This is a genomic window from Frankia sp. CcCS3, assembly GCF_977927575.1.
Map to the genome: position 1 here is coordinate 16,967 of NZ_CDWRCL010000008.1, position 25,092 is coordinate 42,058.

General features: G+C 71.8%; 18 protein-coding genes. 11 read left to right on the plus strand and 7 right to left on the minus strand.

Annotated elements, in window-relative coordinates; genetic code table 11:
* Positions 1 to 99 precede the first annotated feature (99 nt).
* Positions 100 to 1,065, minus strand: coding sequence for an ABC transporter permease (locus AC08OQ_RS01645; protein ID WP_476598928.1), 966 nt, complete (start codon positions 1,063 to 1,065; stop codon positions 100 to 102).
* Between the two features lie 488 nt (positions 1,066 to 1,553).
* Here AC08OQ_RS01645 and AC08OQ_RS01650 point away from each other — a divergent pair, with 488 nt between their 5' ends.
* A complete protein-coding gene (locus AC08OQ_RS01650; RefSeq protein WP_476598930.1) occupies positions 1,554 to 4,142 on the plus strand; it encodes an HAD family hydrolase in 2,589 nt (862 codons plus the stop codon).
* The gene (locus AC08OQ_RS01655) at positions 4,139 to 5,569 is read left to right on the plus strand and encodes a class I SAM-dependent methyltransferase (RefSeq protein WP_476598932.1); all 1,431 of its coding nucleotides are present in this window, start codon (positions 4,139 to 4,141) and stop codon (positions 5,567 to 5,569) included. Before AC08OQ_RS01650 ends, AC08OQ_RS01655 begins: the two co-directional genes overlap by 4 nt.
* Here AC08OQ_RS01655 and AC08OQ_RS01660 read toward each other — a convergent pair.
* From AC08OQ_RS01660 to AC08OQ_RS01670, 3 genes are all read right to left on the minus strand, one after another.
* Complete coding sequence (locus AC08OQ_RS01660) at positions 5,551 to 7,980, minus strand: WD40 repeat domain-containing serine/threonine protein kinase (RefSeq protein ID WP_476598934.1); 2,430 nt, start codon at positions 7,978 to 7,980, stop codon at positions 5,551 to 5,553. The genes AC08OQ_RS01655 and AC08OQ_RS01660 overlap by 19 nt on opposite strands.
* Positions 7,981 to 8,376: 396 nt before the next feature.
* Entirely contained in the window at positions 8,377 to 10,419 is a 2,043-nt protein-coding gene (locus AC08OQ_RS01665; protein WP_476598936.1) for a DUF2142 domain-containing protein, read from the minus strand.
* Positions 10,420 to 10,853: 434 nt separating this feature from the next.
* Complete coding sequence (locus AC08OQ_RS01670; RefSeq protein WP_476598938.1) at positions 10,854 to 11,528, minus strand: acyltransferase; 675 nt, start codon at positions 11,526 to 11,528, stop codon at positions 10,854 to 10,856.
* A 214-nt stretch (positions 11,529 to 11,742) separates the two neighbouring features.
* On the opposite strand from AC08OQ_RS01670, the gene AC08OQ_RS01675 reads away from it, so the two are divergent.
* The 9 genes from AC08OQ_RS01675 to dnaN all read left to right on the plus strand — a co-directional run bounded on the left by AC08OQ_RS01675 (position 11,743) and on the right by dnaN (position 21,561).
* A complete protein-coding gene (locus tag AC08OQ_RS01675; protein WP_476598940.1) occupies positions 11,743 to 12,726 on the plus strand; it encodes a glycosyltransferase family 2 protein in 984 nt (327 codons plus the stop codon).
* 5 nt (positions 12,727 to 12,731) lie between these two features.
* Positions 12,732 to 13,955, plus strand: a complete 1,224-nt coding sequence (locus tag AC08OQ_RS01680; protein ID WP_476598942.1) for a glycosyltransferase — start codon at positions 12,732 to 12,734, stop codon at positions 13,953 to 13,955.
* Between the two features lie 115 nt (positions 13,956 to 14,070).
* Positions 14,071 to 14,784: a class I SAM-dependent methyltransferase gene (locus AC08OQ_RS01685; RefSeq protein WP_476598944.1), complete on the plus strand. Its 714-nt coding sequence runs from the start codon at positions 14,071 to 14,073 to the stop codon at positions 14,782 to 14,784.
* 3 nt (positions 14,785 to 14,787) lie between these two features.
* Positions 14,788 to 15,063, plus strand: a complete 276-nt coding sequence (locus AC08OQ_RS01690; protein WP_462187458.1) for a hypothetical protein — start codon at positions 14,788 to 14,790, stop codon at positions 15,061 to 15,063.
* Between the two features lie 82 nt (positions 15,064 to 15,145).
* The gene (locus AC08OQ_RS01695; protein WP_476598946.1) at positions 15,146 to 16,555 is read left to right on the plus strand and encodes a glycosyltransferase family 4 protein; all 1,410 of its coding nucleotides are present in this window, start codon (positions 15,146 to 15,148) and stop codon (positions 16,553 to 16,555) included.
* 82 nt (positions 16,556 to 16,637) lie between these two features.
* Positions 16,638 to 17,768: a glycosyltransferase family 4 protein gene (locus AC08OQ_RS01700; RefSeq protein ID WP_462187465.1), complete on the plus strand. Its 1,131-nt coding sequence runs from the start codon at positions 16,638 to 16,640 to the stop codon at positions 17,766 to 17,768.
* Positions 17,769 to 17,902: 134 nt separating this feature from the next.
* A complete protein-coding gene (locus AC08OQ_RS01705) occupies positions 17,903 to 18,823 on the plus strand; it encodes a glycosyltransferase family 2 protein (RefSeq protein ID WP_476593616.1) in 921 nt (306 codons plus the stop codon).
* A gap of 235 nt (positions 18,824 to 19,058) precedes the next feature.
* A complete protein-coding gene (manB, locus tag AC08OQ_RS01710) occupies positions 19,059 to 20,132 on the plus strand; it encodes a mannose-1-phosphate guanylyltransferase (RefSeq protein WP_476611877.1) in 1,074 nt (357 codons plus the stop codon).
* Positions 20,133 to 20,307: 175 nt separating this feature from the next.
* A complete protein-coding gene (gene dnaN / locus AC08OQ_RS01715) occupies positions 20,308 to 21,561 on the plus strand; it encodes a DNA polymerase III subunit beta (protein ID WP_476598948.1) in 1,254 nt (417 codons plus the stop codon).
* A 34-nt stretch (positions 21,562 to 21,595) separates the two neighbouring features.
* Here the strand turns inward: dnaN and AC08OQ_RS01720 are convergent, their stop codons facing one another.
* From AC08OQ_RS01720 to cofD, 3 genes are all read right to left on the minus strand, one after another.
* Positions 21,596 to 22,402, minus strand: a complete 807-nt coding sequence (locus tag AC08OQ_RS01720; RefSeq protein WP_476604411.1) for a DUF3105 domain-containing protein — start codon at positions 22,400 to 22,402, stop codon at positions 21,596 to 21,598.
* A 175-nt stretch (positions 22,403 to 22,577) separates the two neighbouring features.
* On the minus strand, positions 22,578 to 23,906 hold the full coding sequence (locus tag AC08OQ_RS01725) for a coenzyme F420-0:L-glutamate ligase (RefSeq protein WP_476602282.1): 1,329 nt from the start codon (positions 23,904 to 23,906) through the stop codon (positions 22,578 to 22,580).
* Positions 23,899 to 24,897 (minus strand): 2-phospho-L-lactate transferase, encoded by a 999-nt coding sequence (gene cofD, locus AC08OQ_RS01730; protein ID WP_476602281.1) that lies wholly within the window; start codon positions 24,895 to 24,897, stop codon positions 23,899 to 23,901. Before cofD ends, AC08OQ_RS01725 begins: the two co-directional genes overlap by 8 nt.
* Positions 24,898 to 25,092 lie beyond the last annotated feature (195 nt).

Sequence of the window (25,092 nt, forward strand, 5' to 3'; positions counted from 1 at the left end):
CGCCTGCGGACGTCCCATCATGATCGCACCGCGGTCGGCGTGCTGGCTCCCGGGGCCTTCGGCGGGCGACGAGGACAGGGCCGGTCCGCCACGGGCCGACTACAGATCCTCGGCGAAGTCCGCCTGCAGGGCGCGGAACACGTGCAGCCCCAGCCACAGCAGGACGAGGGAGATCACTCCGGCGACGGCGAGATGTTCCAGGTAGAACGTGTATCCCGGGTTCGCCAGGATGGGGGCGGAACCCGTCGAGTTACCCGGGGGTGGATCGTAGATCGCCCGCTGGAACGTGATGACCACGACGGCCATCGGGTTGAGCAGGTACACCCAGGTCAGGTCGGCCAACCTGTTCTGGATGAGGCCGAAGGCGTACACCATGGGATTCAGCCAGAACCAGGCGAGCAGCGCCACGTCGAGCAGATGGGCGGTGTCGCGGTAACGCACGTTGAGCGCGCTGACCAGCAGGGACAGCGCCACGGTGAAGGTGAGGGCGACGGCTCCGGCCGGGACGAGCAGCAGCAGCTCGGGGCCGAGCAGGCTGTAGCCGAGCGCGAAGATCACCACGAACAGGACCAGCAGCTGCAGCAGGAAGTGCACCGCGGCGAAGCCGACCGCCGACAGGGGGAGCACGGCGAGGGGAAAGCGGACTTTCTTGACGAGGTTCGCGTTCGCCACGACGCTGCCGCAGGACGCGGACACGCTGCCCGAGAAGGCGTTCCAGACGAGCAGCCCGGACATCAGGTAAATACCGAAGCGGGGGATTCCTGATTTCAGCACGATCTGGAACACGAAGGTATACACGACGAGAAGGAGCATCGGATTCGCCAGTGACCAGGCGAATCCCAGCGTCGATCCCTTGTATTTGATCTTGAGATCCTTGCGGATGAGATTGCGCAGCAGTTCCCAGCGCACCCTCGTCTGGGCCCGGCTGCGACGGGCCAGCCGACTCGAGTCCAGCGCGTGATGGTGCTCCGGCCCGGGCGGCCCGGGCGGACCGGTCTCCGGCTCCGGGGCGGACGGAGCCATCGGCGCCCCCGCCGGCAGCGCGGCGTCAGCCAGATGTGACACGGCCCGCCCTCCCCGTCTCCCGAATGCGCGGGTACCGCTCGCCGCCATGGCGCGACTGGAGCTGCACCTGTCCGCTCCTCCTCGACACTTCGGCTCGACACTCCGGGGACCTGAACACTACCGAGACCGAGGCGTCCCTGGTTCGTCCCACGTCCAAGCGGGTTCCGCGACCCGGCCGGCCGTCTTTTCCGGCTACCGAGAGTATCGCCCTGCTTGTGGATGAATAATCAATGGTGTATAGGGTCGAACTGGCCCGCTTCTCGTCAGAATCGGACGGTACCGTGCCATCGCCGGGCGGGCGACGCCACCCACTCCGGTGGCCGACGGCCAGAGCACGGTTCATAGTATTGATCCGTCCATCTGGCTTCGGCCGGCCGAGGCCGCGCGGGAGAATCCCGACGCACGCCGGCCGTCGTGGCTGACCCGGCGGAGGCGGCCGTAACCGGCCGCATGGAGCGGTCGTAACCGGCCGCACGGAGAGGACGGTCGTGTTCACCGACGTCCGGCTACGCGAAGTGTGGTCGCACCTGGAGTCGGGCGGGGCACAGGCCCTGACTCTGGATGTCTTCGACACCCTCCTGTGGCGCATGGTGCCAGAGCCCGCCCATGCCTTCGTGCTGTTGGGCCGGCGGCTCGCGGACGCGGGCCACCTGCCCGCCAGCGTCTCCCCGGGCGAGTTCGCCCGGCTGCGGGTCCACGCCGAGCAGCTGGCCCGCCTGCACGCCAGGGCCACCCGCGGTACCCATGAGGTGCGGCTGGACGAGATCTGGCAGCTGCTGCTGCCGGCGCTGCCCGGTGCCCCCGGCGTCCAGGACCTCCTGGACGCCGAGGTCGCGGTCGAACGCGAGCTCTGCCGCGCCGACCTCGCCGTGGTGGAGCTCGCCGAGCTCGCCATGACGAAGCTCGGCCTGCCGGTCTACCTGCTGTCCGACACGTACTTCTCGGCCGGCCAGCTCGAACGGCTGCTGAACCGGCCGGAGCTGGCCGGCGTGCCCTTCACCCACATCTTCACCTCCTCCGACGCGGGGACGTCGAAGAGCGACGGGCTGTTCCAGCACATGCTCGCCGCGTCGAACCTGCAGCCGTCCCGGGTCGTGCACCTTGGCGACCACCCCGTCGCCGACGTCGAGGGCGCCCGCGAGCACGGGCTTGTCGCCATCCATTACCCGAAGTACTCCGGGGCGCTGGAGCAGACCCTCGAGCTCGAGGGTCTGCGTAAGGCGCCGAGCGACGACCTCCCGATCGACCCGGTGGACGGCGACTACGGGATGACCGCGTTGCGGGCCCGATCACTGCACCGTGCCGACGCCCTCGCGGTCCCCGCGGGGCTGCGCCGGTACTGGGAGGCCGGCGCGACGGTCTTCGGGCCGGTCTTCACCGGTTTCGCGGAGTGGGCCGTGGAACGGGCCCGTGACTTCGGCGCCGACCACATCCACTGCCTGATGCGGGAGGGTGACTTCCTTTCCCGCCTGCTCGTCGGTCCCGGCGAGGATGTCGGGGTCACCATTTCGACGCTGTGGGCGTCGCGGCAGGTGTGCGCGCTGGCCAACGTCTTCGAGGGCAACCCCGAGGAGCTCAGGAGCTTCCTGGTCCGTCGGCACGCGCCGAGTGTGGGGCAGCTGCTGCGCCAGCTCGGGGTCCGGCTGGAGAACGTCGCCGGCATCTCGGCGCTGGCCGACCGCCGCCTCGACGTGCCCGGCCTGCTCGACGACACCCTCGAGGCGCTCTGTTCCGATGAGCGGATCCGCAGCGAGATCGTGCTGACCGCGTCCCGCCTGCGTGAGCGTTACGTGCGCTACCTCGACAGCCAGCTACCCGAGAGCGGCCGGGTCGTCTTCCTCGACCTGGGCTGGGGCGGGACCATCCAGGCGCTGCTCACCCGGCTGCTCGCCTCCACCGGCCGCGGGCTGGACATCCTCGGCCTGTACCTGGCTACGAACCAGGCGGCGATGACGCACCGGTTGGCCGGTCTGGAGCTGGAGGGATATCTTGCGACAAGCGGTCAGCCCGAGACCCTGGCGAACCAGCTCATGCGTAGCCCCGAGGTACTCGAGCAGCTCTGCATGCCCGACGTCGGGTCACTGGTCTCCTTCGACGAGATGGGTAATCCGGTGCTCAGCATCGACCGGACCTCGCGGACGCAGGTCGCCCAGCGAGCCGCCGTCCAGGACGGCGTCCTGGCCTTCCAGCGGGAATGGCTGCGTTACCGGCGCTCGGAGACCCCGATGCCGTCGCTGGCCTGCGCCGGGGCGCGCCAGGCGGGGCTGCGGACGCTGACCCGCTTCGTCGCCCGGCCGACCGCGGTGGAGGCCGCGGCCTTCGGTGCCTGGGCGCACGACGACAACTTCGGCTCCGACGCCACCGAGGGCCTGCTGCCGCCGGAGCTGGTCCGCCGGATGCCGTACCTCACCCCGGCCGACATCGACCGGATCTCCATGCGTGAGCTCTACTGGCCCGCCGGGGTGGCCGGGGTCGCGAACCGGCCGCTGGCGGTGATCAGCGGGCTGGCCGCCGCCGCGGGCATCCCGCCGGAGGAGGTCTCGCCCGAGGCCGCCGCGGGGCCCGTGGAGGTCTACATCGACACGGGCGGGGACTTCGTCAATGGTCCGAAGGAGACGGCGGTCACCCGGTCGGCCCGCGACGGCCTGTCGATCGTCCGGCTCAGCCTGGAGGCGGTCGGGGCACGCCGGATCCGCATCGACCCGGCGGGTCGGCGCGGTCTGCTCCGCCTGGACTGGCTGACGCTGTCCTTTCATATCAACAACACCCCAGAGCCGGACAAGATAACCATCACCTCGCTGGACGATCCCGCCCAGCGGCTCGCACTCCTCGGCGGCCGGCTGCTCCAGCCGAACCTGGTGGAGATCACCGGGGACGACCCACAGTTCGTCTACACGATCGACCTCGCCACGCAGCCGCAGCTCGCCGGGGTCTACGCCCTCGACGTCGAGCTGGCGTTCGGCTGGATGGGCATCCGGGGTGATCCGCTGGCTCTGCCCGCGGCGGAGCCCGCCCGCGACGGTCTGCCGCTGCGGGCGGCCCGCAAGATCCGGCGCGAGCTCGGGGGACCGCGGTGACGGACCGCCCGGACTCAGAGCGCAGCGAGGTTCGGGACAGTTTCGCCGAGCTCGCCGCCGTCGCCGCCGGAATGGACGCCGGAACGGACCTCGAGGCCCGACCGGGCACCGGACCAGGCACGGCGCTCACCCGGCAGGGCGATCACGCCGTCGAGGTCGGGGACGCCGCCGAACCCACGCTGGCGCCCCTGCTCCTGCACTCCCTGTCCGATCTGCGCGAGATCTGGGTGCCGCTGCTGGAGGCGTCCGGGGCGCGCAGCATCGCGGAGATCGGTTCCGAGAGCGGAGTCACCACCTCGCTCCTCGTCGACCTGCTGCGCCGTGGCGGTGGCGGGCGGTTAGTGGTCATCGATCCCGAGCCCGGGGTGTCGCCGGCCTCCGGCGGGGGCCTCGACGTGCACGTGATCCGGGGGCACAGCCCGCAGGCGCTCGACGGCCACGCGCCGACCGACGCCTACCTCATCGACGGGGACCACAACTACGCCACCGTGCACGGCGAGCTCACCGAGATCGACCGCGCGGTCACCTTGTTCGGCCGGTCCTACTTTCCCTTGGTGATCCTGCACGACGTCGGCTGGCCGGCCGGCCGACGCGACCAGTACTACAACCCCGACCGCATTCCCGAGGACGCCCGGCAGCCGCACTCGTGGGACGTCGGTGTCGAGATCGACAACAGGGAGACGGTTCCCGGGGGATTTCGGGGCATGGGAGCCTTCGCCTGGGCGCTGACCGAGGGCGGTCCGCGTAACGGGGTGCGCACGGCCGTCGAGGACTTCGTCGCCGACCACCCCGACCTGCGTTTCTTCACCGTGGCACCGATCTTCGGGTTGGGCGTGGTGATCGACCGGCGGGCTCCCTGGGCGCGTCGCGTCGCCGACCTGCTCACTCCGTGGATGTCCAACCGGTTACTTTCCCGCCTGGAACGCAACCGCATCGACCTCTACCTGCACGTCCTGCGGTTGCAGGACACCGCGGCCGCGGTCGCCCGGGCGCGGCAGCGGGAGTGGGCGCGCCTGGACGACGAGCGCAGCCGGCTCGCGGCGATCGAGCTTGAGCACCTGCACCGCATCGCCCAGCTCGAGCAGGAGGTCGCCGAGCTCCGCCGGCACGGGCAGGAACGCGAGGAGCGGTGGGCCCAGAGCCACTGGGCGGCCGTGGACGTCGACGAGCCCAAGCTGATGCAGGTCGCGCGGATCGCGAACTCGGTGCTGCGGTCCCGGCTGAGCACCACCGGACAGGACCGCCTGGCGAGGGTGCAGACGCGGATCGCCGAGAGCGGTGTCGCGGGTCGTGGCGCCCTGCCCGCTCTGCGGCGCCGCTCGGCCGCCCCGGCGCCACCCCCGCCGGCAGCGCCGCCGGGCACGCGGCGACCGCCGTGGGACCGGACCTCGGACCGGACCTCGGGTGGTCAGCAGACCGGTTGGTAGGGCACGTCCGAGATGTGGCGCTGCCATTCGGCATCGGTGATCTGCTTCGACGGGTCGGCGCACGCGGCGGCGATCAGGTCGGCGTCACCGATCCGGCTGATGCGCACGGTGTAGTCGTCGCTTGCCGTGGCGATGCCCTGGCTGTCCGGTGTCCACGCCAGGGCCTGGACCCAGTCCCCGTGCCCGGTGATGGTGCCGATCGCCGGCGGCCGGCCCGGTTCGGTGACATCCCACAGGTGCACCGTGGTGTCCCAGCCCGCGGTGGCCAGGGTCCTGCCGTCCGGGCTGAACGCCACGTCGAACACCCATTTCTCGTCGGCAGGGAAGGAGGCGGTGGCCGCCGGCCGGGACGGGTTGGTGATGTCCCAGATTCGGGCCGTACCGTCATAGGCGCCCGTGGCGAGGCGCCGGCCGTCCGGGCTGAAGGCGACCGCCCACACGTAGTCGGTGTGCGCGGTGATGGCCGTGAGCGGTCGCGGCCGGCGCGGATCGGTGACGTCCCACAGCCGGGCCGTCCGGTCGGCGCTGGCGGTCGCCAACAGGTGACCGTTCGGGCTGAACGCGACCTCGTTCACCCAACTGGTGTGGCGGTCGAGCACGGACAGTTGACTGGGGCGGCGCGGATCGGTGACGTCCCACAGCCGGGCCGTGTTGTCATAGCCCGAGGTGGCGAGTACCTTCCCGTCCGGGCTGAACGCGGCGTCGAGCACCCAGCCGTTGTGCCCGAGGATGACGGAGAGTTCGACGGGGCGGCGCGGATCGCTGAGGTTCCACAGGATCACCGACCGGTCGTAGCTGACCGTGGCGAGCAGCCGTCCGTCCGGGCTGAACGCCGCGTCGAGCGTCCACGAGGTGTGCCTGGCCAGGGTGGCGAGCTTCACCGGATGGGAACGCGCGGAGATGTCCCACAGCTGGACGAGGTTGTCGGCACCGGTCGAGGCCAGCAGGCGCCCGTCCCGGCTGATGTCCATACCGAGCGCCGACTGCGTGTGCCCGTCGAGCACCGTCGCCGTCGCGGCGGCGAAGGAGGTGCGCAGCCCGGCGCGGGCCTCCCACACCGGGCTGATGCGGTAGGCCGCCAGGGACAGCCGGGCGGCCAGGTCCGCATCAGAGTTGCGGACGGCCTCGGCGGCCAGAGCGACGCGAGCGGCCGTCTCCTCCCGGCTCGGCCGCCGGTCACTGCCGGTGGTGAGCGCGAATGGCATGAGGGCCGCGATGAGCAGGACCGCGAGGACCGGGGCGGCCAGCAGCACGACGCGGCGCCAGTTCCACCGGCCGCGGTCCCGTGCCGACGGGTCGACGGGCGGCCCGGCGCCGACCGGCTCGCCCGAGGCAGACCCGCCCGGATCAGGGTCGACGGGCGTGAAGCCCCGGTTCGCCCTGCCTCCGGTCGCCGCTAGCCCGGTGGGTTCGTCCCCGGTCTCGTCACGACCCGCGCCGGGCGGTCCCTCCAACTCGGCCTCGGTGGGCGGATCCGATCTCTGTCCGGGCGCGGAGCGGTCCGGGTCGGTCCGTTGCGGGGGCGCGGGCATCGATGCCCCGGCACGGATGACGCGGGTCACCTCCGGGTCGGGATGCGTGGTCGGGCCCATTCCGACCAGACGAAGGAACAGTTCCTGGGCACTCGGCCGGGTGGCCGGGTCCTTGCGCATGGCCTCTTCGACGATCGGCCGCAGGGCTGGAGCGAGACCGTCGAGCAGTGGTTCGCGGTGTACGACGCGGTAGAGCTGCACCGGCGTCGGCCCGTCCCCGAAGGGGAAGGAGCCGGTGCCCGCATAGGTCACCAGGCCACCCCATGCGAAGACGTCCGCCGCCGCCGTCACCGGCTCGCCGTTGGCCTGCTCCGGGGCCATGAACGCCGGTGTACCGATCCGCTGGATCTCCTGGCTGAGCATCGTCGGGGCGTCCAGCGCCCGGGCGATGCCGAAGTCGATGACGCGGGGGCCCAAGGCTGAGAGCAGCACGTTGGACGGCTTGAGATCACGGTGTACGAGGCCGGCGCCGTGGATGGCGGTCAGCGCCGCGGCCACGCTGACCGCGACGCGCTCCAGGTCGGCCGACCGCAGTGGGCCGGCCGCGGCCACCGTCTGGGCGAGGGTGAGGCCGTCGATGTACTCGGTGATGAGGTAGGGCCGCCCGCCCGGCGGATCGACGACATCGAGTACCTCGGCGGTGCAGAAGCGGGCGACCCGGCGCGCGATGTCGGCCTCCCGGCGGAACCTGGCCCGGAACTCGGGCACCCGGGCCAGGTCAGGTCGAATGACCTTGACCGCGACGAGCCGGCCGGCGTACTCGGCGACGTCCGGCCTGCCCCGCCCGAGGAAGACGGTCCCCATCCCGCCCTCCCCGAGGCGCCCCAGCAGTGTGAACTGGCCCAGTTCGGTCGGGTCGCTGCTGTCGAGGGGCTCCATGGGCGGTGCCGTCAGACCGCTGCCGCCCACCGGGTCGAAGTCCGGCGCCGAGGGTGTCCCCCGTCCCGACCGAGCGACGGGCCCGGAGGGCGTCTCGGGCCCCAGGGGGTTCGCCCCGGAGGCGGGGCCGGGTGGAGCGGGCGATGCGGACGGGGGCGCCACCGTCCGCGCGCTGCCCGTCTCCCGCTTGCGGCGCAAGACCCCTCCCGAACCGAGATGGTTGACATCGCGGATCCTATGCGCCTCCGAATCACCATCCGAGGCCCCCGAGCTCCGATGCGCAGCGCCGCCGTGGCCGGTTGCGCCTTGTCCGAGGCTCGGGATTCAGTGTGACTCTCCGTGAGTGAACGCGCACGATGGTCGGATGGTTTCCGGTTCCTTGTCGGCGATGCCGGATCAGGGGGAGTGCGGAGGCCCCGCGGCGGAGGGGCCCTGGCCGGTGGGCTCCGGGCCCGTACCGGCCGCCGGGCCCGAGCCGGTGGTGGCATCCGGCGCGGCGGCGCGCCGCGGCCGTTCCGGCGACGGCAGGTGCGACGGGTACGGCGCGAGCGGTGGAGCCGGTCGCTGTCCCGTCGATGGTGACCGTCCCTTTGACGGGGCCGGACCGCCGGTGACAAGGACCCCGATGCAGCAGGCCAGGGCCGCCACGGCGAGGACGCACACCGCGCCGGCAAGCCATTTCGGGGTGCCCTCCGACCACGGTGCCCACGCCGCCATCGCGTCCCACGCGTCGCCGAGGTCGCCGCCCTCGAGTTGCCAGAAGTGCGGAAACACCATCGAGATCGCCCAGGCCTGCAGGGTGGTCGCGCCGGCCAGGAAGAGCAGCGGCATGATCCGGGAGAGATGGCGGCCGGTCGCCGCCGCGCCCATCCCGACCCCGATCGCCAGCGACGCCAGGCCCGCATACAGGTAGCGGCCGGAGATCCCGCTGACGTGGAAGTACCTGTCGAAGTTCTTCGCGGACTGCAGGGTCATCAGGCCGAACAGCGCCCAGGTGGGCCAGAGCAGGAACAGCAGGTCCACCCGGATGCGTCCGGTCCGGGCCCGGATGAGGGCGAGGGCGAAGAAGACGATGACGACGGCGGTGCCCGTGCGCACCGGGACCGTCGTCAGGTTGACCTCGAACCATCCGAAGGATCCCCACCAGCGCAGGATCGTCCCGTTGATCAGCAGCTCGGTGTAGGCACCCCAGTCGTCGCTCAGATACTGGCCGAGGGGGAATCCCGGCGTCTCCGGTTGGAAGGTGCCGTAACGGACGATGTTGACGATCCACCACCAGCCGCCGAGCGCGATCGCCAGCGCGCCGCCGAGCAGCAGTTGGCGCCAGGGCACGCGAAGCGCGGAGGCGGGTGGTCCCGTGGGTCCGGCCTCGGCGAGCAGGAAGGGCTCCGTCTCGGTGGGGTGAGAGCCGGTTGCATGTGGGCTGGTTGTGCGGGGGCTGGTTGTGCGGGGGTCGGCGGGGGGGTAAGGGGCGGCCGGGTAGGGGGCGATGGCGGCCGGTCCGGTCGCCGCCACGGCGGCCGCTGGTCCCCGCGCCCACGGAGCCCGGGCGTCGCGTCGGGCCCGGCCCCAGGCGACGAGGTAGGCCAGCGCCGCCATGGGGACCAGCATGATCGCCAGTGACTTCGTCAGAAGGGCGAGGCCGACGAAGACCCCCGTCCAGGCCGCGGTGCGCAGGGAGGTGTCCCCGCGCAGCACGTAGACGATCGAGACCGTGGCCAGGCCGCTGGTCAGAACCAGCAGGTTGTCGTTGTTGACGCTGGATCCGATGTGGGTGAGCTGGGGGATCCCGAGCGGTACCAGGGCGGCACAGATCCCCGCCACCCGGCTGCCACCGCTGAGCCGGTTCGCCCCGGCCCAGGCGAGCAACGGCAACGGCGCGACCATTGCCACGCTGACCAGGCGCAGGATCCCGATGATCTCGTCCCAGCGCAGGTGGTCGCCACCGCCGGGGACGGCCTTGAGAATCATGGCGTCAACCCAGTAGTACAGCGGGGGATGCTGCACGAGCTGCTGGATGCCGCCCTTCGGCGCCGGCATCCGGTCCAACTCCTCCCAGCTGGGACGATCGTGGCGGGGGACGGCGTCGGCCGCGGTGAACGGGCCGGCTGACAGGTCGCGGGGCCGCTCCTCGGATCCGTAGGGGGCGGCCATGATCGCCCCTACGCCACCTTGCGTCACGATCGCACGGCCCGGATACGGCCAGCCCTTGCCCTCGACGAGCCGCATCACAGCGTCCACGTGGTTCGGTTCGTCGGGCGCATGGTATTGCGGCATCATCACCGACCAGCCGGCCAGCAGCGCGGTGAAGAGCAGAGTGATCACCCAGATGGCCGCAGGGGTGGTGCGGAGAATCCCCCACGGCCGGAAGCGCGTCCCCATCGGGAACACGTCTCCGCCGGCCTTGGCGTCGGCGCGGGCCGTTGCGGTCGAATCCACAGAGTCACCCACGAGTGGCAGAGTCCCATCGGACGAAGGTGGAGTCATGCTACGGACCCCCGATTCCCCGTCGGCATCATGGGTGCCCTCCTCCAGTCAGCCCTGGTCGCGCACGGTGGTGCGGGTGCTTCCGGGCTGGTGTCCAGACCGTTGTCGCGGTGTTCCCGGACCGGCGGTGTCACAGCCTGCAACCATCATCGTGACCGCTCGAGGGCTGGTTCACCGTTATTGAATCGGGGGATCGAGGCGGATGCCTTCGGCTATCCGGATGCAAAGTCCGCCGGATAGCACGGATAGCAGGATCTGTCGAATAGCAGGATCTGTCGGATTTGGGCGAGGCGAAGATTCCGGTTTTAGGCGTGGCCGCGGAGCTGTCCGCGTGGCACGCGGGCAGCCGAGGCCCGACGTCCGGAGCGCGCGATCCGGGCGCCGGATCAGCGCCAGGAGTCGATGTGGCCGACGATCTTCGCGGGGGATCCGGCGGCGACGGCCTTGGGCGGCACGTCCCGGGTCACCACCGAGCCCGCGGCGACGACGGCGCTCTCGCCGATCGTCACGCCCTTGAGCACGATAGCCCCCGTGCCGATCCAGGCCCGGTCCTCCAGCACGATCGGCCCGCTCATCGGCTGCTCCACGCCGTCGACGACCATCGGATGGAAGTCGTTGTCGAGTAGCTGGGTGTCCCACGAGACGTTGCAGCAGGCGCCGATTGAGACGCGTTCGCGCACGAGGATCTTGGCGAACCCGTTGATGTTCGCCCCGGGGCCGAGTTCCAGTACGCCCGAGTCGACGACGATCCGCACGCCCCGCTGCAGCGACACGACACCTTCGCAGCGCAGGCGGCCCTCGGGATGCACCCGGATGATCGAGGTGTCGCGCCGGGTCGACAGTCCGAACGCGCCGAGCCCCACCCGTAGCGATGCGCCCTCGGCGAACTCGATGCGTTCCCGGCCTTCGATCACGGTGGGGGAACCGGTCCAGATCGGTTGTCTGTACGCGAGCGGGTAACGCAGCCCGGCCACGAACGAGCGGGCCGAGGTCTCCTGCGCCGCCCGCAGCGAACGAACGTGCCGCACATACTCCCGCAGATCACTTCTGAACGCACCCACGGAGCAACAGTAGGCGCTGCCCCGGTGGCCGGGACCGCCCGGCTGTCGGCTCGCCGGGGCGGGCATGCCACTCTAGAGTCGTGCGCGAGCCCTCGACGGAGCGTGCACCATCGCCACGGACCGGCGATCGGGGCGGGAACTGACGACGCCGGGCCGCCAGGACGCCGGCCCGGGACGCCGCTGGGCCGGAACGACGACCGGGAGCCACACCGACGTGAGTGTCAGCGCCATCCACCGACCTGAACATCCGCAGGCCGGCACCCCAGTGCGGGCGGCTTCCGGGGACGGCGTCGCTGCCGCCGGTCCGGACACCCCTTACGTGACCATCGTGCTGCCCTGCTACAACGAGCAGGACCATGTGGTGCTCGAACTCGAGCGCATCACCGCCGCGATGGACGCGAGCGGTTACTCCTACGAAGTCTTGGCGATTGACGACAAGTCGACCGACAACACGCTCGCGGTGCTGCGCGAGGTGGCCCCGCGGTTCCCGTGCATGCGGGTGATGCCGTTCCGCCGCAACGGTGGTTCCGGCACGGCCCGCCGGATCGGGACCCAGGAGGCCCGCGGCAAGATCGTCGTCTGGACCGACGCCGACATGACGTACCCGAACGAGCGCATCCCGGAGTTCGTCCGTTACCTGGACGACAACCTCGACGTCGACCAGGTCGTCGGGGCGCGCCGCACCGAGGAGGGCACTCACAAGTGGGCCCGGGTGCCGGCGAAATGGTTCATCCGGATAATCGCCCAGCGGCTGTCCGGCATGAAGATTCCCGACCTCAACTCCGGGCTTCGCGCCTTCCGCCGGGACGTTTCCCTGCCCTATCTGCGGCTACTGCCCCCCGGTTTCTCCTGCGTCACCACGATCACGATGTCCTTCCTGTCGAACCAGCATCCGGTGGATTACCTCCCGATTGATTACGCAAAACGGTCCGGAACGTCGAAGTTCCATCCCTTCCGGGACGCGCGGCGTTACATCCTTCAGGTGCTGCGGATGGTGATGTACTTCGATCCGATCAAGGTTCTCATGCCGGCCGCCCTGTGGATCATGGGTTTGGGTTTTGTCAAGCTGATCGTGGACGTGATCCGCTACGACTTCCATGTGGCGACGTCGACGCTGCTGGCGATTCTGGTCGGCTTCCAGATCGTCGTGCTGGCGTTGATCGGCGATTTGGTGGCCCGCTCGCGCAGCGACACCTGACCGGCGTGCGCATCGCGATCGTCGGTCCGACCCATCCCTACAAGGGGGGGATCGCGCAGCACACCACCGAGCTTGCGCACCGGCTGTCGGCGCGGGGCCACGAGGTGGCGGTCGAGTCCTGGTCGGCGCAATACCCCGCGCGGCTCTATCCCGGCGTGCAGCGCGTCACCGAGCCCGAGATGGAGCCGTTCGAGGTCACCCGCTACCCGTTGTCGTGGTGCAGACCGGATGGGTGGATCCGGCTCGGCAGGCGCCTGCGGCGGCAGGCCGACGCGGTGATCCTGGTCGTCGTCACCCCCGTGCAGGCCCCGGCCTACCTGGGCGTCCTCGGCGCACTGCGGGCCCCGGGGCTGCGGGCCCGGGGGCTGCGCGGCCGGGGCACGGGTTCCGGGCGAGCGGGTTCCGGAGGCGCGGGTCCCACGGTCGTGGCACTCTGCCACAACGTCCTGCCGCACGAGCGCCGGGCCGTGGACGAACCGCTGACCAGTGCGGTGCTGCGCCGGTCGTCGGCTGTTCTCGTCCACACGCCGGCCCAGGCGGAGCTCGCCGCGTGCCTCACCCCTGCTCCGGTCCTGGTGGCCGAGATGGCCACGCACCTGTGGTCCTCGCGTCTGCCGTCCTCGGGTCCGTCCTCCTCGGGTCTGCCGTCCTCGCCGCCCGGGCCGGTGGCCGGCCGCGGTGGGCCATCCGCCGACGTCACCCGGCGCAATCTGCTGTTCTTCGGGCTGGTGCGGCCGTACAAGGGACTGGACGTCCTGCTGCGGGCGTTGGCCCGCGGGCCGGCGGACGTTCGTCTCACCGTCGCCGGCGAGTTCTGGGGCGGGACGGGGGAGACCGCCCGGCTGGTCGAGGAGCTCGGCCTGGCCACCCGGGTGGACCTGCGGTCGGGCTATGTCGACGCGGCGGAGGTGCCCGCGCTGTTCGCCGGTGCCGACGCCCTGGTGCTTCCCTACCGGGCCGGAACGGCGTCGCAGAACGTCGATCTCGCGCACCTGCACGGCGTGCCGGTCGTGGCGACCACGGTGGGAACACTCGCCACCACGGTCCGCGACGGCGTGGACGGTCTACTCGTGCCGCCCGACGACGCGGAGGCGCTGGCGGTGGCGCTGCGGCGGCTCTACGAGCCCGGCGTGCTCGCCGGGCTGCGCTCGAAGGTCATACCGCCGGACATCGACGGGGCGTGGGAGCGTTACCTTGATGTGACGTTGGGCGCGCTTGGGCACACCTGAGCCGTGGCGTATGCGCGAGTCACGGCCCATCCATGGATCGTAGACCACGCGTGAATCGTGGACTCGGAAGGCGGACTGGAATGAGCAAGGCTGACCGGATGGGCGGGGCCGACCTGTGAGCCCGGTGCGGGACGACGCCCTCGCCTTCGTGGGCCATCAGGTACATGTCATGCGTCGCCGGGAGGTCGGCACCCTGCTGTCGTGGGCGGGGGAACTGGCCGGGCGCACCCTGCTCGATGTGGCCGGCGGTGACGGCTACTGGGCCGGCCAGGCCGTCCGTCGCGGGGCTCGGGCGGTGTGCCTCGACCTCGCCCGGCACAAGCTGCAGTTCGGTCGCCGGCTGCGCGGGCATCCCGGGCTCGTCGAGGGGGACGCCTTGGCGCTGCCGTTCGCCGCGGCCACGTTCGACGTCGTCATGTCGGTCTGCGCCATCGAGCACTTCGACGATGGGCCGGCCGCGCTTGCCGAGATGGCGCGGGTGCTGCGTCCGGGTGGCGACCTGGTGATGTCTGCCGACGCCCTCACCCGGGCGGCGTCCTGGCCGGATCTGTTCGACCGGCACCGCGAGCGATACCACGTCAGGCACACCTATTCCGGCGACCATCTCGCCAAGCTGCTCGACGATGTCGGGCTCGAGGTCATTCGGCAGACGTACATGTTCCGCAGCGAACGCGCCGAGCGGCTCTACCTGACCTTGTCCGCCAAGGGCGGCAGGACGGGATGGAACGCCGCGGCCGTGCTCTCGCCGGCCGTCGCCCTGTCGGACCGGCGGGCTCCCGACACCGCGGGCAGCGTCGTACTCACCCACGCCCGCAAACGGGAGGGCTGAACGATGGCGTCCGCCGGCCGGTCGGCACGCCCGGGCCCCGGCCGTGAACCGCGCCGGCAGCCGGAGCACGGGCCGCGGACGGGCCCGCCGCCGCCCCCCACCTCCCTGCGTAACCAGCGCATCCTCGCCGTCGTCCTGACCGTGCTGCTGTTCGGGCTGATCGTGGCCGGGATGGGTGCCGGGTTCGCGCTCTTCGGCCATCGGGGCTGGGGATACCTGGTCGGCGGGATCTCCTGCGCCGTGATGGCACTCGCGGCCCTGCGCGCCTGCGGCCGCTGACCCCGCCGGCCCACCGGCCCCGGCTGTCCGGGGACCGGGCCGGCTGTCCGGGAATGGAGGAGGCAGGGGCAGACTGTGACCCGTGCGTGTGGGTTTCCTTGTCGAGCAGCTGCTCGCGCCGGTTCCTGGCGGGACCGGGCGCTACTCCGCCGAGCTCGCGGCGGCGCTCGCCCGCACCGCCGCCCCCGAGGACCGGGTGACCGGGTGGTGTGCCGGGCGCCGGGAGGTCGGTCCGGCCGTGTTGCCCGGCGTCTTCGGTCCGTTCCGACTTGGTCTGCCTCGCCGCGCACTCGCCGTGGCCTGGGCGTGTGGCGTGGGCCCGGCTCCGACAGGGGTGGACGTCATTCACGCTCCGACCCTGCTGGTGCCACCCACGGGTGGCACCCGGGGGTTCGTGACCGGTTCGGTGGCGGACGCCCTGCACGGCCTCGACGACCGGACCGGTTCTCGGACCGGGTCCCGGCGCGGGCGACGGTCCGGTGACTCCCGGCGTTCTCCGGATTATCGGCGCTCTCCGGGTTATGTGGACTCATCTTCACCTTCCGGACTTTCCGGCGCGCCGCCCCGTCCGTCGCTGGCTTCCTGGGCCTCCGGAACCGTCGCGCCGGCCCTGGGTGATGCCCTGGACCGGCGCCGGCCGCGCCCGAAGCTCGTCGTGACGATCCACGACGCCGTTCCCTGGACGCATCCCGAGACCCTGACCCCGCACGGGGTCCGGTGGCACCGGCTGATGGGCGAACGGGCCGCACGCCACGCCGACGCGATCGTCGTGCCGACGCTCGCGGTGGCGGCCGAGATCGCCCGGCATCTGCCGATCCCCGAAGACCGCCTGCACGCGATCGGGGAGGGAGTCGCCGACGCCGTGGTCCGGGTTCCGCCCGATGCCGACGCCCGCGCCGCGCGGATGGGGCTACCCCCTCCAGGGCGTTATCTACTCACCCTCGCCACGCTCGAACCCCGTAAGGGCCTCGACACCGCGCTCGCGGCGCTGCGACGACCGGGCGATCCGGGCCTGCCGTTGGTCCACGTCGGCGCGACCGGCTGGGGTGGGCTGGACGTGCGCGCGGCGGCGGCCAGGCACGGTCTGGGCGCGGACCGGGTGCGCACCCTTGGGCGGCTCAGTGACGAGGATCTCGCCGTGGTCCTGTCCCTTGCGGGCGTACTGCTCGCGCCGAGCCGGTCGGAGGGCTTCGGGCTGCCGGTCGTCGAGGCGATGGCGCACGGTGTGCCGGTCATCGTCTCGGATGCCCCCGCGCTGGTCGAGGTCGGTGGGGGCGCCGCCGTGGTAGTCGGGGTGGACGACCCGGCCGCGCTGGGCGCCGCGGTGGCGAAGGTCATGGGCGATCCGGGCCTGCGGGGGCGGCTGTCGGAGTCTGGACGCCTTCGTGCCCGGTCATTTACCTGGAAAGGGGCAGCACTGGCGACGTGGGCGCTCTACCGTCGAGTCAGCGGTTCCCCCGCCGTGTCCGTCGCCGACGACGGGCGGGCGTAGTGTTGCCCCCGTTGAGAAGCAAGCGGTCACCGTGAAGCAAGCGACCACCCCGTCGCGGGTGGCGCGTCAGGGAGGGAGCGCCGTGGGACCCCGGGTGCTCGTCGACGCCACTTCGGTCCCGGCCGACCGTGGTGGCGTGGGGCGTTATGTCGACGGGTTGGTCGCGGCGCTGGGCACGACCGGCGCGGACATGGCGCTCGTCTGCCAACGGTCGGATGAGGAACGCTACAGCCGGATGGCTCCACACGCCACCGTTCTGTCCGGGCCGGCGGCCATCGCCCACCGGCCCGCGCGGTTGGCCTGGGAACAGACCGGGCTGCCACTGGTCGCCGAACAGGTGAATGCCGATGTCATCCATTCACCGCACTACACGATGCCGTTGCGGGCGCACCAGCCCGTGTGCGTGACGATTCACGACGTCACCTTCTTCACCGAGCCCGACATGCACACCGCGGTGAAGGGCACGTTCTTCCGGTCCGCGATGCGCACCGCGGTGCGCCGGGCGGTCCGGATCATCGTCCCCTCGAAGGCCACCCGGGACGAGCTGGTGCGGGTGCTCGACGGGGAGCCGACGACCACCGACGTCGCCTACCACGGCGTCGACACGTCGACCTTCCATCCGCCGACCGAGGAGGACAAGCGGCGGGTGCGCCGCCGGCTCGGGCTTGGCGACTCGCGCTACGTCGCGTTCCTCGGGATGCTGGAGCCGCGCAAGAACGTGCCGAACCTCATCCGGGGCTGGGCCGAGGCGGTGCACTGGCGGGACGAGCCGCCCGCGCTCGTCCTGGCCGGCGGCTCCGGCTGGGACGACGACGTCGATGCCGCCGTCGCCTCGGTGCCGAGCCACCTGCGGGTGATCCGGCCGGGTTATCTGCGCTTCTCCGACCTGCCGGGCTATCTGGGAGGTTCGTCACTGGTGGCGTATCCCTCGCACGGTGAGGGCTTCGGGCTGCCGGTGCTGGAGGCGATGGCCTGCGGCGCCCCGGTTCTCACCACGCCGCGCCTGTCGCTGCCGGAAGTCGGCGGCGATGCCGTCGCCTACACCCAGCCGGACGCCGGCTCGATCGCCCGGGAGATGGGCGCCCTGCTCGATGACGCCGAGCGGCGCAGGCAGCTCGGTCAGGCCGGTCTCGCCCGGGCCCGGGAGTTCACCTGGGCGGCCAGCGCCGAGGCGCATCTCGCGAGCTACGCGCGGGCGGTCGCCGAGCGCTGAGGCGCCCGTCGGCCCGGCCCCGGGGCGAGGAACGCTGCAAAGGGCGCGCTACGGTCTCCTCGGTGCAAGGTGCCGTGCGTCGTCACGGGAACGTGTCGGGCGACCAGCGGTGGGCGAGAACGGGCGGGCGAGACATGGGTGTGGATCCGGAGATCCGGGTTGTCGTCGTGACCTTCCGGTCCGGGGAGGTGATCGGCGCCTTCCTCGACTCGCTGGCGAAGGCGACCACGCGGCCCTACGAGGTCGTCGTGGTGGACAACTCGCCGCACCTCGACGAGGGCACGAGGGCGGCCGCCGAGCGGGCCGAGGTGCGCCTGGTGCGCCCGGGTCGCAACCTCGGCTACGGCACCGCGGTCAACCGTGGTGCCGCCGGAGCCCGCGGGCCCTGGCTGGTGATCTCCAATGCCGACATCTCCTTCGCGCCCGGTGCGGTCGACGAACTGATTGCCGCGGCCGACCGCTGGCCGGGGGGCGGGGCCTTCGGCCCGGGGATCATCAATCCGGACGGGGCGCTCTACCCCTCGGCCCGGGACCTGCCCTCTCTCGGCCGCGGGGTGGGGCACGCCTTGTTCGGCTGGTGCTGGCCGACGAATCCGTGGACGGCCTCCTACCGGCGGGAGCGGGGCCTCCCCCGGGAGATGACCGCCGGCTGGTTGTCCGGTTCCTGCCAGCTGCTGCGCCGGGAGGCGTTCGAGGCGGTCGGCGGGTTCGACGAGTCCTACTTCATGTTCATGGAGGACGTCGACCTCGGCCGCCGCGTCGGCGAGGTGTCCTGGCAGTCGGTGTACGTGCCGTCCGCGGTGGTCGAGCACCTCGGCGGGCACTCGACGAAGCGGTCGTCACGGCGGATGGTGCTGGCTCATCACCGCAGCATGTTCCGCTACCTGTCCCGGCAGTACCCCGGCAACGCGCGCGCGCCGCTGCGGCTGCTGCTCGGGGTCGGTCTCGTGGTCCGGCTGCTGCTCGCGCTGATCTTCGCCCGGGACAGCGCGGGGGCGAAGGCGACCCGTTCCGCCGATCTGCTTCCCCGGGGCGGTGCCGCGCGGGGCGCCTGAGCGGACCGCGGCCGGCCGATGGCCGGCAGTCGAGTCGCTGGTAGCCGAGTCGCTGGTAGCCGAGTCGCTGGTAGTTGAGGATGTCCTGGATGTCCGAGATGTTTGGGATATCCGGACGGCTCGGTGAACCCCGGTCCGACGCAACGTGTCGAAACCATGGCATGCCGTTCGTCGTATGGTCCCGACCCCGATCCGTTTTCAGCGCCCACCGCGTGTTCTGCGACACTGACGCCCCATGGACGCAGTGATGCTTGTCGGCGGTCAGGGGACCCGCCTGCGACCGCTCACGATGTCGGCACCGAAGCCGATGTTGCCGGTCGCGGGGGTGCCGGTCACCGCGCACATGCTGGCTCGCGCGCGAGACGCGGGAATCGACCGGGTGGTGCTCGCCACCTCGTACCGGGCGGAGGTCTTCGAGGAGTACTTCGGGGACGGCTCGGCGCACGGACTCCAGCTGGAGTACGTCACCGAGACCGAGCCGATGGGCACGGGCGGCGCGATCCGCAACGTGGCCGAGCGGCTCCACGGGGGACCGGACGATCCGGTCGTGATCTTCAACGGTGACATCCTCGCCGGTCTGGACATCCAGGCCCTCGTCGCGCGGCACACGGGGACCGGCGCGGCGGTCACCCTGCATCTGACCCGGGTGGTGGACCCGCGTGCCTTCGGGGTCGTGCCCGTCGACGACGATGGTCGCGTCACCGCCTTCCTGGAGAAGACCCCGGACCCGCCCACCAATCTGATCAACGCCGGGTGCTACGTGTTCCGGCGGTCCGTCATCGACACGATCCCGACGGGACGACCGGTCTCGGTCGAGCGGGAGACCTTCCCGGGACTGCTGGCCGCCGGCACGACGGTCATGGGTTACCCGGATGACACCTACTGGCTCGACCTCGGAACTCCCGCGGCGTTCGTGCAGGGCAGTCGCGATCTGGTGACCGGCCGGATGGCGTCGTCGGCGCTGCCGGGGCCGGTCGGGGACTGCCTGGTGCTGCCCGGTGCTGTCGTGGCCGCCGACGCCAAGATCGGTGGCGGGGCGACCGTCGGGACCGGTGCGTGGGTCGGCGCGGGTGCCGCGATCGACGGTGCCGTGCTGTTCGACGGTGCGGTCATCGAGGCCGGGGCGGTCGTGCGGGACAGCGTGATCGGTCGGGACGCGGTGATCGGCTCCGGTGTCGCGCTCGACGGGGTGGTCATCGGCGACGGGGCACGGATCGAGCGAGGCAACGAGCTGCGGTCCGGGGCGCGCGTGTTCCCCGGAGCCGCCCTCTCGGCGGGCGCTGTGCGATTCAGCTCGGACCGCACCTGAGCGCAGCCGACCGGTTGCGGGCGGCGGCGGACCACTGGTAGCGCCGCCGCCTCTCCTCACGACGCGGCGGCTGCGGCCCGTCCGGGCGGAGATCTCGCGGACATCCACGGACGGGGAACAAACACCGCCCGCTGAATGCGGCGATTCCGCGCCGTGGCCGAGGACAATCGCACTCATGAGGTTCAGCGTGGAACGCGACGCGTTCGCCGACGCGACCGGCTGGGCCGCTCGGCATCTACCCAACCGGCCGGGCCCGGCCCGGAACGTCCTGACCGGCATCCTGCTCACCGCGGGCCATGGCGCCCCGGCGTCGGCGCCCGCCGCGGTTCCCCTGCCGTCGGGTTCCGCGGCGTCTCCTGGTTCCGCGGCGCGCCAGGGGCCGGCCACGGCCTCGGTCCTGACGATCTGCGCGTACGACACGGAGGTGGCGGTGCGGGCTCCGGTCGCGGCCTCGGTGGACGAACCGGGGCGGGTGCTGGTGCCCGGCCGGCTCCTCACGGACATCGTGCGCAGCCTGCCCGCGACGACGGTCGACGTCGTGGTCGACGGTGACCGGCTGGTCCTGCGCTGCGGCAGCGTCCGTTTCACCGTGCCGTTAATGGACCCGGGCGACTACCCGAAGCTCCCCAGCTTTCCCGGACCGATCGGTGAGGTGGACACGCTCGGGTTCGCGTCCGCGGTCGGTCAGGTCGCCCCGGCGGCCGGCCGGGACGAGACCATGCCCGTGCTCACCGCGGTCCGGATGGAGATCTCCGGGCGCGGGCTGACCCTCGCCGCCACCGACCGGTACCGGCTCGCGGTACGCGGCATACCCTGGCAGCCGACAGTCGACGATCCGTGGGCGCTCGCGCACGTGCCCGCCAAGGTTCTCGCCGAGGTGGCCCGCATGCCGACGTCGGCCTCCCGCATCATGATTGGCCTGGACCTCGACGATCCGTCCGGCGCCCGGCTCGGCCTCGCCGCCGGCGGCCGGCAGACCATCGTCCGACTCATCGAAGGGACGTTTCCCAACTACCGCAAGCTCCTGCCCGAGGCGGCCGCGCTCGTCGTCACCGCGCAGACCGCGGCGCTCGCCGCGGCGGTCCGCCGGGTGGCTGTCGTCGCCACCCGCACCGGGCCGCTGCGGTTCACGTTCACCCGCGACCAGGTCGTCGCCGAGGCCGGGGACGGCGGTGGCGCACAGGCCAGCGAGACGATTCCGGTCGAGTACGCAGGTCCCGAGCTCTCGGTGCTGTTCAACCCGTCCTACCTGCTGGACGGGCTCGGTGCCGTCGAGGACGATCAGGCGACGATCGGGTTCGTCGACGCCGATCCGGCCGAGGCCGCCGCGAAACCCGCGGTGCTCACCGGCAAGGACAGCGGCCGCGGCGCCGTTGACGAGGGCGCCTACCGCTACCTGCTGATGCCGATCCGCCACGGCGGGAGCTGACTTGTCCTGTGCCGTGTCGCCGTGCCGGGGAGGGTCAGGGTGCCGGGGTCGGGGTGGTGGGCGACAGCGGCATGGTGCCCGCGCCGGGGAGCGGGGAGGCGGCCGCGCCCGGATCCACCAGGGGGCCGTCCGCCGTCACGTTCAGGGTGCCGCCCGCCGCGCCGGACTCCGGAGCGGTCGGTGAGTCCCAGGTGGCCCCGGCGGCATCCGGGTTCGCATGCTTGGTGACGAAATCCTTGATCACGTCCGCGGAGACCGTCGAGCATCGCTGGGTGCGGTCCCAGGCGGTCAGGACGAAGTGCTTGTTGTCGACGAAGGTGCTCCGGGTCCAGGGCATACCGATGAACCGCGGCCCGGCATTCGCCGCGAGCTTGCGCAGCTTGTCGACCTGATCCCCCGGCAGGCTCTTGTCGTACCAGCCGATCACGAAGCCGTGTTCGAGGTTGTGTACGGCACGTTCCGCCGAGATGCCCGAGTTCGGGTTGTAGAAGGGAATGCCGTCGGGCAGGGGGTCGGGGTTGTGGTTACCCGAGGACGGCGGTGACGCCTCGTACGTGACCGCTGTGCTGACGTGCGTCGAGCCGCGGAACGGGTCGTTCGCCGTGCCGGTGCACCCGGCCGCGGTGGCGGCCGCCGAGGCCGGCGCGACGTAGCCGACCTTGCGGGCCTCGTTCTTCGATCTACTGTCCGCGACGCTGTAGATGATGATGCCGACGAGGAGCGCGACGGCGACGAGCCCCGACGTCCCGTAGATGAGCAGCGCGCGGCGGCGTTCCCTGCGCTTCTGTTCACGGCGCAACTGCTCGAGCCGGGTGTTGCGTTCGACGCTCTTCTTACCCACGACAGCTGATCCTACGAAGTGTTGAACCACGTCGTCCGGGCAGGATGGATCCGACCCGCCGAACACCACCGGACACGCCCTGTCTCGCCACGCTGCACCGTGACCGTGGCGTCACGGATCATCCCGGGACCAGGTCATCCGGGACCGGGCCACCCGGGACGGGCCGGCCACGAGGTCAGCGGTGGAGGACGAACGCCGCGGTATCGCGGTCCGGTCGGGCGGGTACGGGCGCGGCGGCGTGCCCGACCCCGACCGTGCCCATCGGCGCCCAACCGGCCGGCAGGTCGAGCACCCGGGTGACCACCTCCGGGCAGAACAGCGTCGACGATACCCAGCACGACCCCAGACCCTCCGTGGCCAGGGCGACGAGCAGGTTCTGCACCCCGGCCCCGACGGAGACGGTGAACATCCGCTCCTCGGCGGCGGCGCGGCGGGCGTCCGGATAGGGATGCGCGCCGTCGAGGACCATGATCGGAACGATCAGCAGTGGGGCACGCCGCAGCACCTCGCTGCGCCGGAGCCGACGCTCGACGGCCGCCTCGCCGAACCCGTCGCGTCGTAGATCGTCCGCCCAGGTCTCGGCCATCGCGTCGAGCAGCGCCGCGCGTCGCTCGGTCACGATCACGAAACGCCATGGTGTGGTGTGGTGCGGGGCCGGGGCGGTGAATGCCGCCGCGATCGCCCGGTCAACCGCGGCCGGGTCGACCGGGGTGTCGGAGAAGTCCCGCACGGTGCGCCGCTCGCGCAGCGCCGCCCGGCGCGCCTCGAGGGTGCCGAGGCGGAACATGTCCTCACCCGCGGGACGCAGCAGTGCCCGCCCGCCGGTGCCGTCGTCGGGCAGCCGGCCGTAGCCGCGGACGACCGCCACCGGCGTGGCGCCCAGCTTGCCCTTGACGAGGTCGGCGGCCGCGGCGAGCTCGTCGGCCTCGGCCACCTCGGTCATCCCCAGCTCGTTGCCGTAGCCGTCGAGGTCGCCGACGTGGCTGCGCAGCGCCGCCATGCCGGCCACCCCGATGGCGATGTCGGTCAGGCCGCGTCGCCACGGCCGTCCGGCGGTATCGGTGACGACGACGGCGACATCCACGCCGAGCACGGTGGCCAGGCCCGACCGCAGCCGCCTGGCGCTGGCGTCCGGATCCACCGGGAGCAGGGCGAGGGAGTCCTTGGCGATGTTCGACGCGTCGACCCCCGCGCTGGCGAGGACGAAACCGTGGTGCGTCTCGACGATCCGGGTCGGGCCGCGCCGGGCGACCTCGCGCACCGATTCACTGTCGATCATGGCCTGCCTGGCTTCCTCGCGGTCGCCGGACACCGTGACGAGCCGTCCCTCGGCCTTCGAAACAATCTTTGAGGTGACCACGACGACATCGCCGTCGGCGAGTGCCGGGCCGTGCGTCCGGGCGGCCGAGGCCACCAGGACGGCGAGATCGTCGCCGGGACGGACCTCGCCGATGCCGGTGAGCGGGAACACGCGCAGCGCCCGTTCCGCGCTGCGCTCAGACACCGGCGAGCTCCAGAGCCGCCCGGACGATCGCCACCGTGGCCTTCAGATCGGTCATCAGCAGGGATGCCGCGGCCACGGTCGCGCCGGGAACGGTCGCGCCGGCGTCGGCGGTGTCGACGAGCCAGCCGTCGAGCAGTCCGTCCGCCGTCCCGGCTCCCGGGCGCGGGGCCGTCCCGTGCCCCGTCGCGGCGGTGCGCCCCCGGCCTCCGTAATGCACGCCCACCGCCTGGGCGGAGGTCTCGACGCCGATGGCAGCCAGGCAGGCGTCCGCCATCCCGCGCACGGCCGCACCGCCGATGATCGGCGACACCCCGACCACCGGCGCCGCGGTCTCGTGCACGGCCGAGCGGATCCCGGGAACGGCGAGGATGGTGCCGATCGAGACGACCGGATTCGATGGGGGGAGCAGTACGACGTCCGCGTCGGCGATGGCGGCCAGGACGCCGGGCGCGGGCTTGGCCTTTTCCGCGTTCACCGGGATGATCGCCTGTGCCGGCACGGCGGCACGCAGCCGCAGCCACCACTCCTGGAAGTGCACCGCGCGCTGGCCGTCGGCGTCCGAGATCACCACGTGGGTCTCGACCCGCTCGTCCGACATCGGCAGCAGCCGTACCCCCGGCTTCCACCGCTCACACAGTGCCCGGACCACGTCCGAGAGGGAGTAGCCGGCGTCGAGCATCCGGGTACGCACCAGGTGGGTGGCGAGGTCGCGGTCGCCGAGCCCGAACCAGGCCGGCCCGACGCCGTAGGCGGCGAGTTCCTCGGCCACGACGAACGACTCGCCCTCGCGCCCCCAGCCCCGTTCGGCCGAGATCCCGCCGCCCAGGGTGTACATGACGGTGTCGAGATCGGGGCAGATGCGCAGTCCGTGCAACGTGATGTCGTCGCTGGTGTTGCCGATTACCGTCACGTCGGCCTCCGGCAGTGCCGCGAGCACGCCGCGCAGGAACCGGGCGCCACCGATCCCGCCAGCCAGGGCTGTAACTCTCACACCGACCGATCCTGGCACCGCGCCCCGGCGGATGGGGCACCGGTGGGCGGTGGTGGATTTCCCGGCCGGGGTGATAGTGACCACTGCTCGGCCGCGGACGGATTTCTCCGGACCGGGGCGGGCGCGCCGGTCCGTGCTCCTGACCGAGCCTTGCTCGGGGTTCCTAACCGAGCCTTGGCCGTAAACATTCACGTA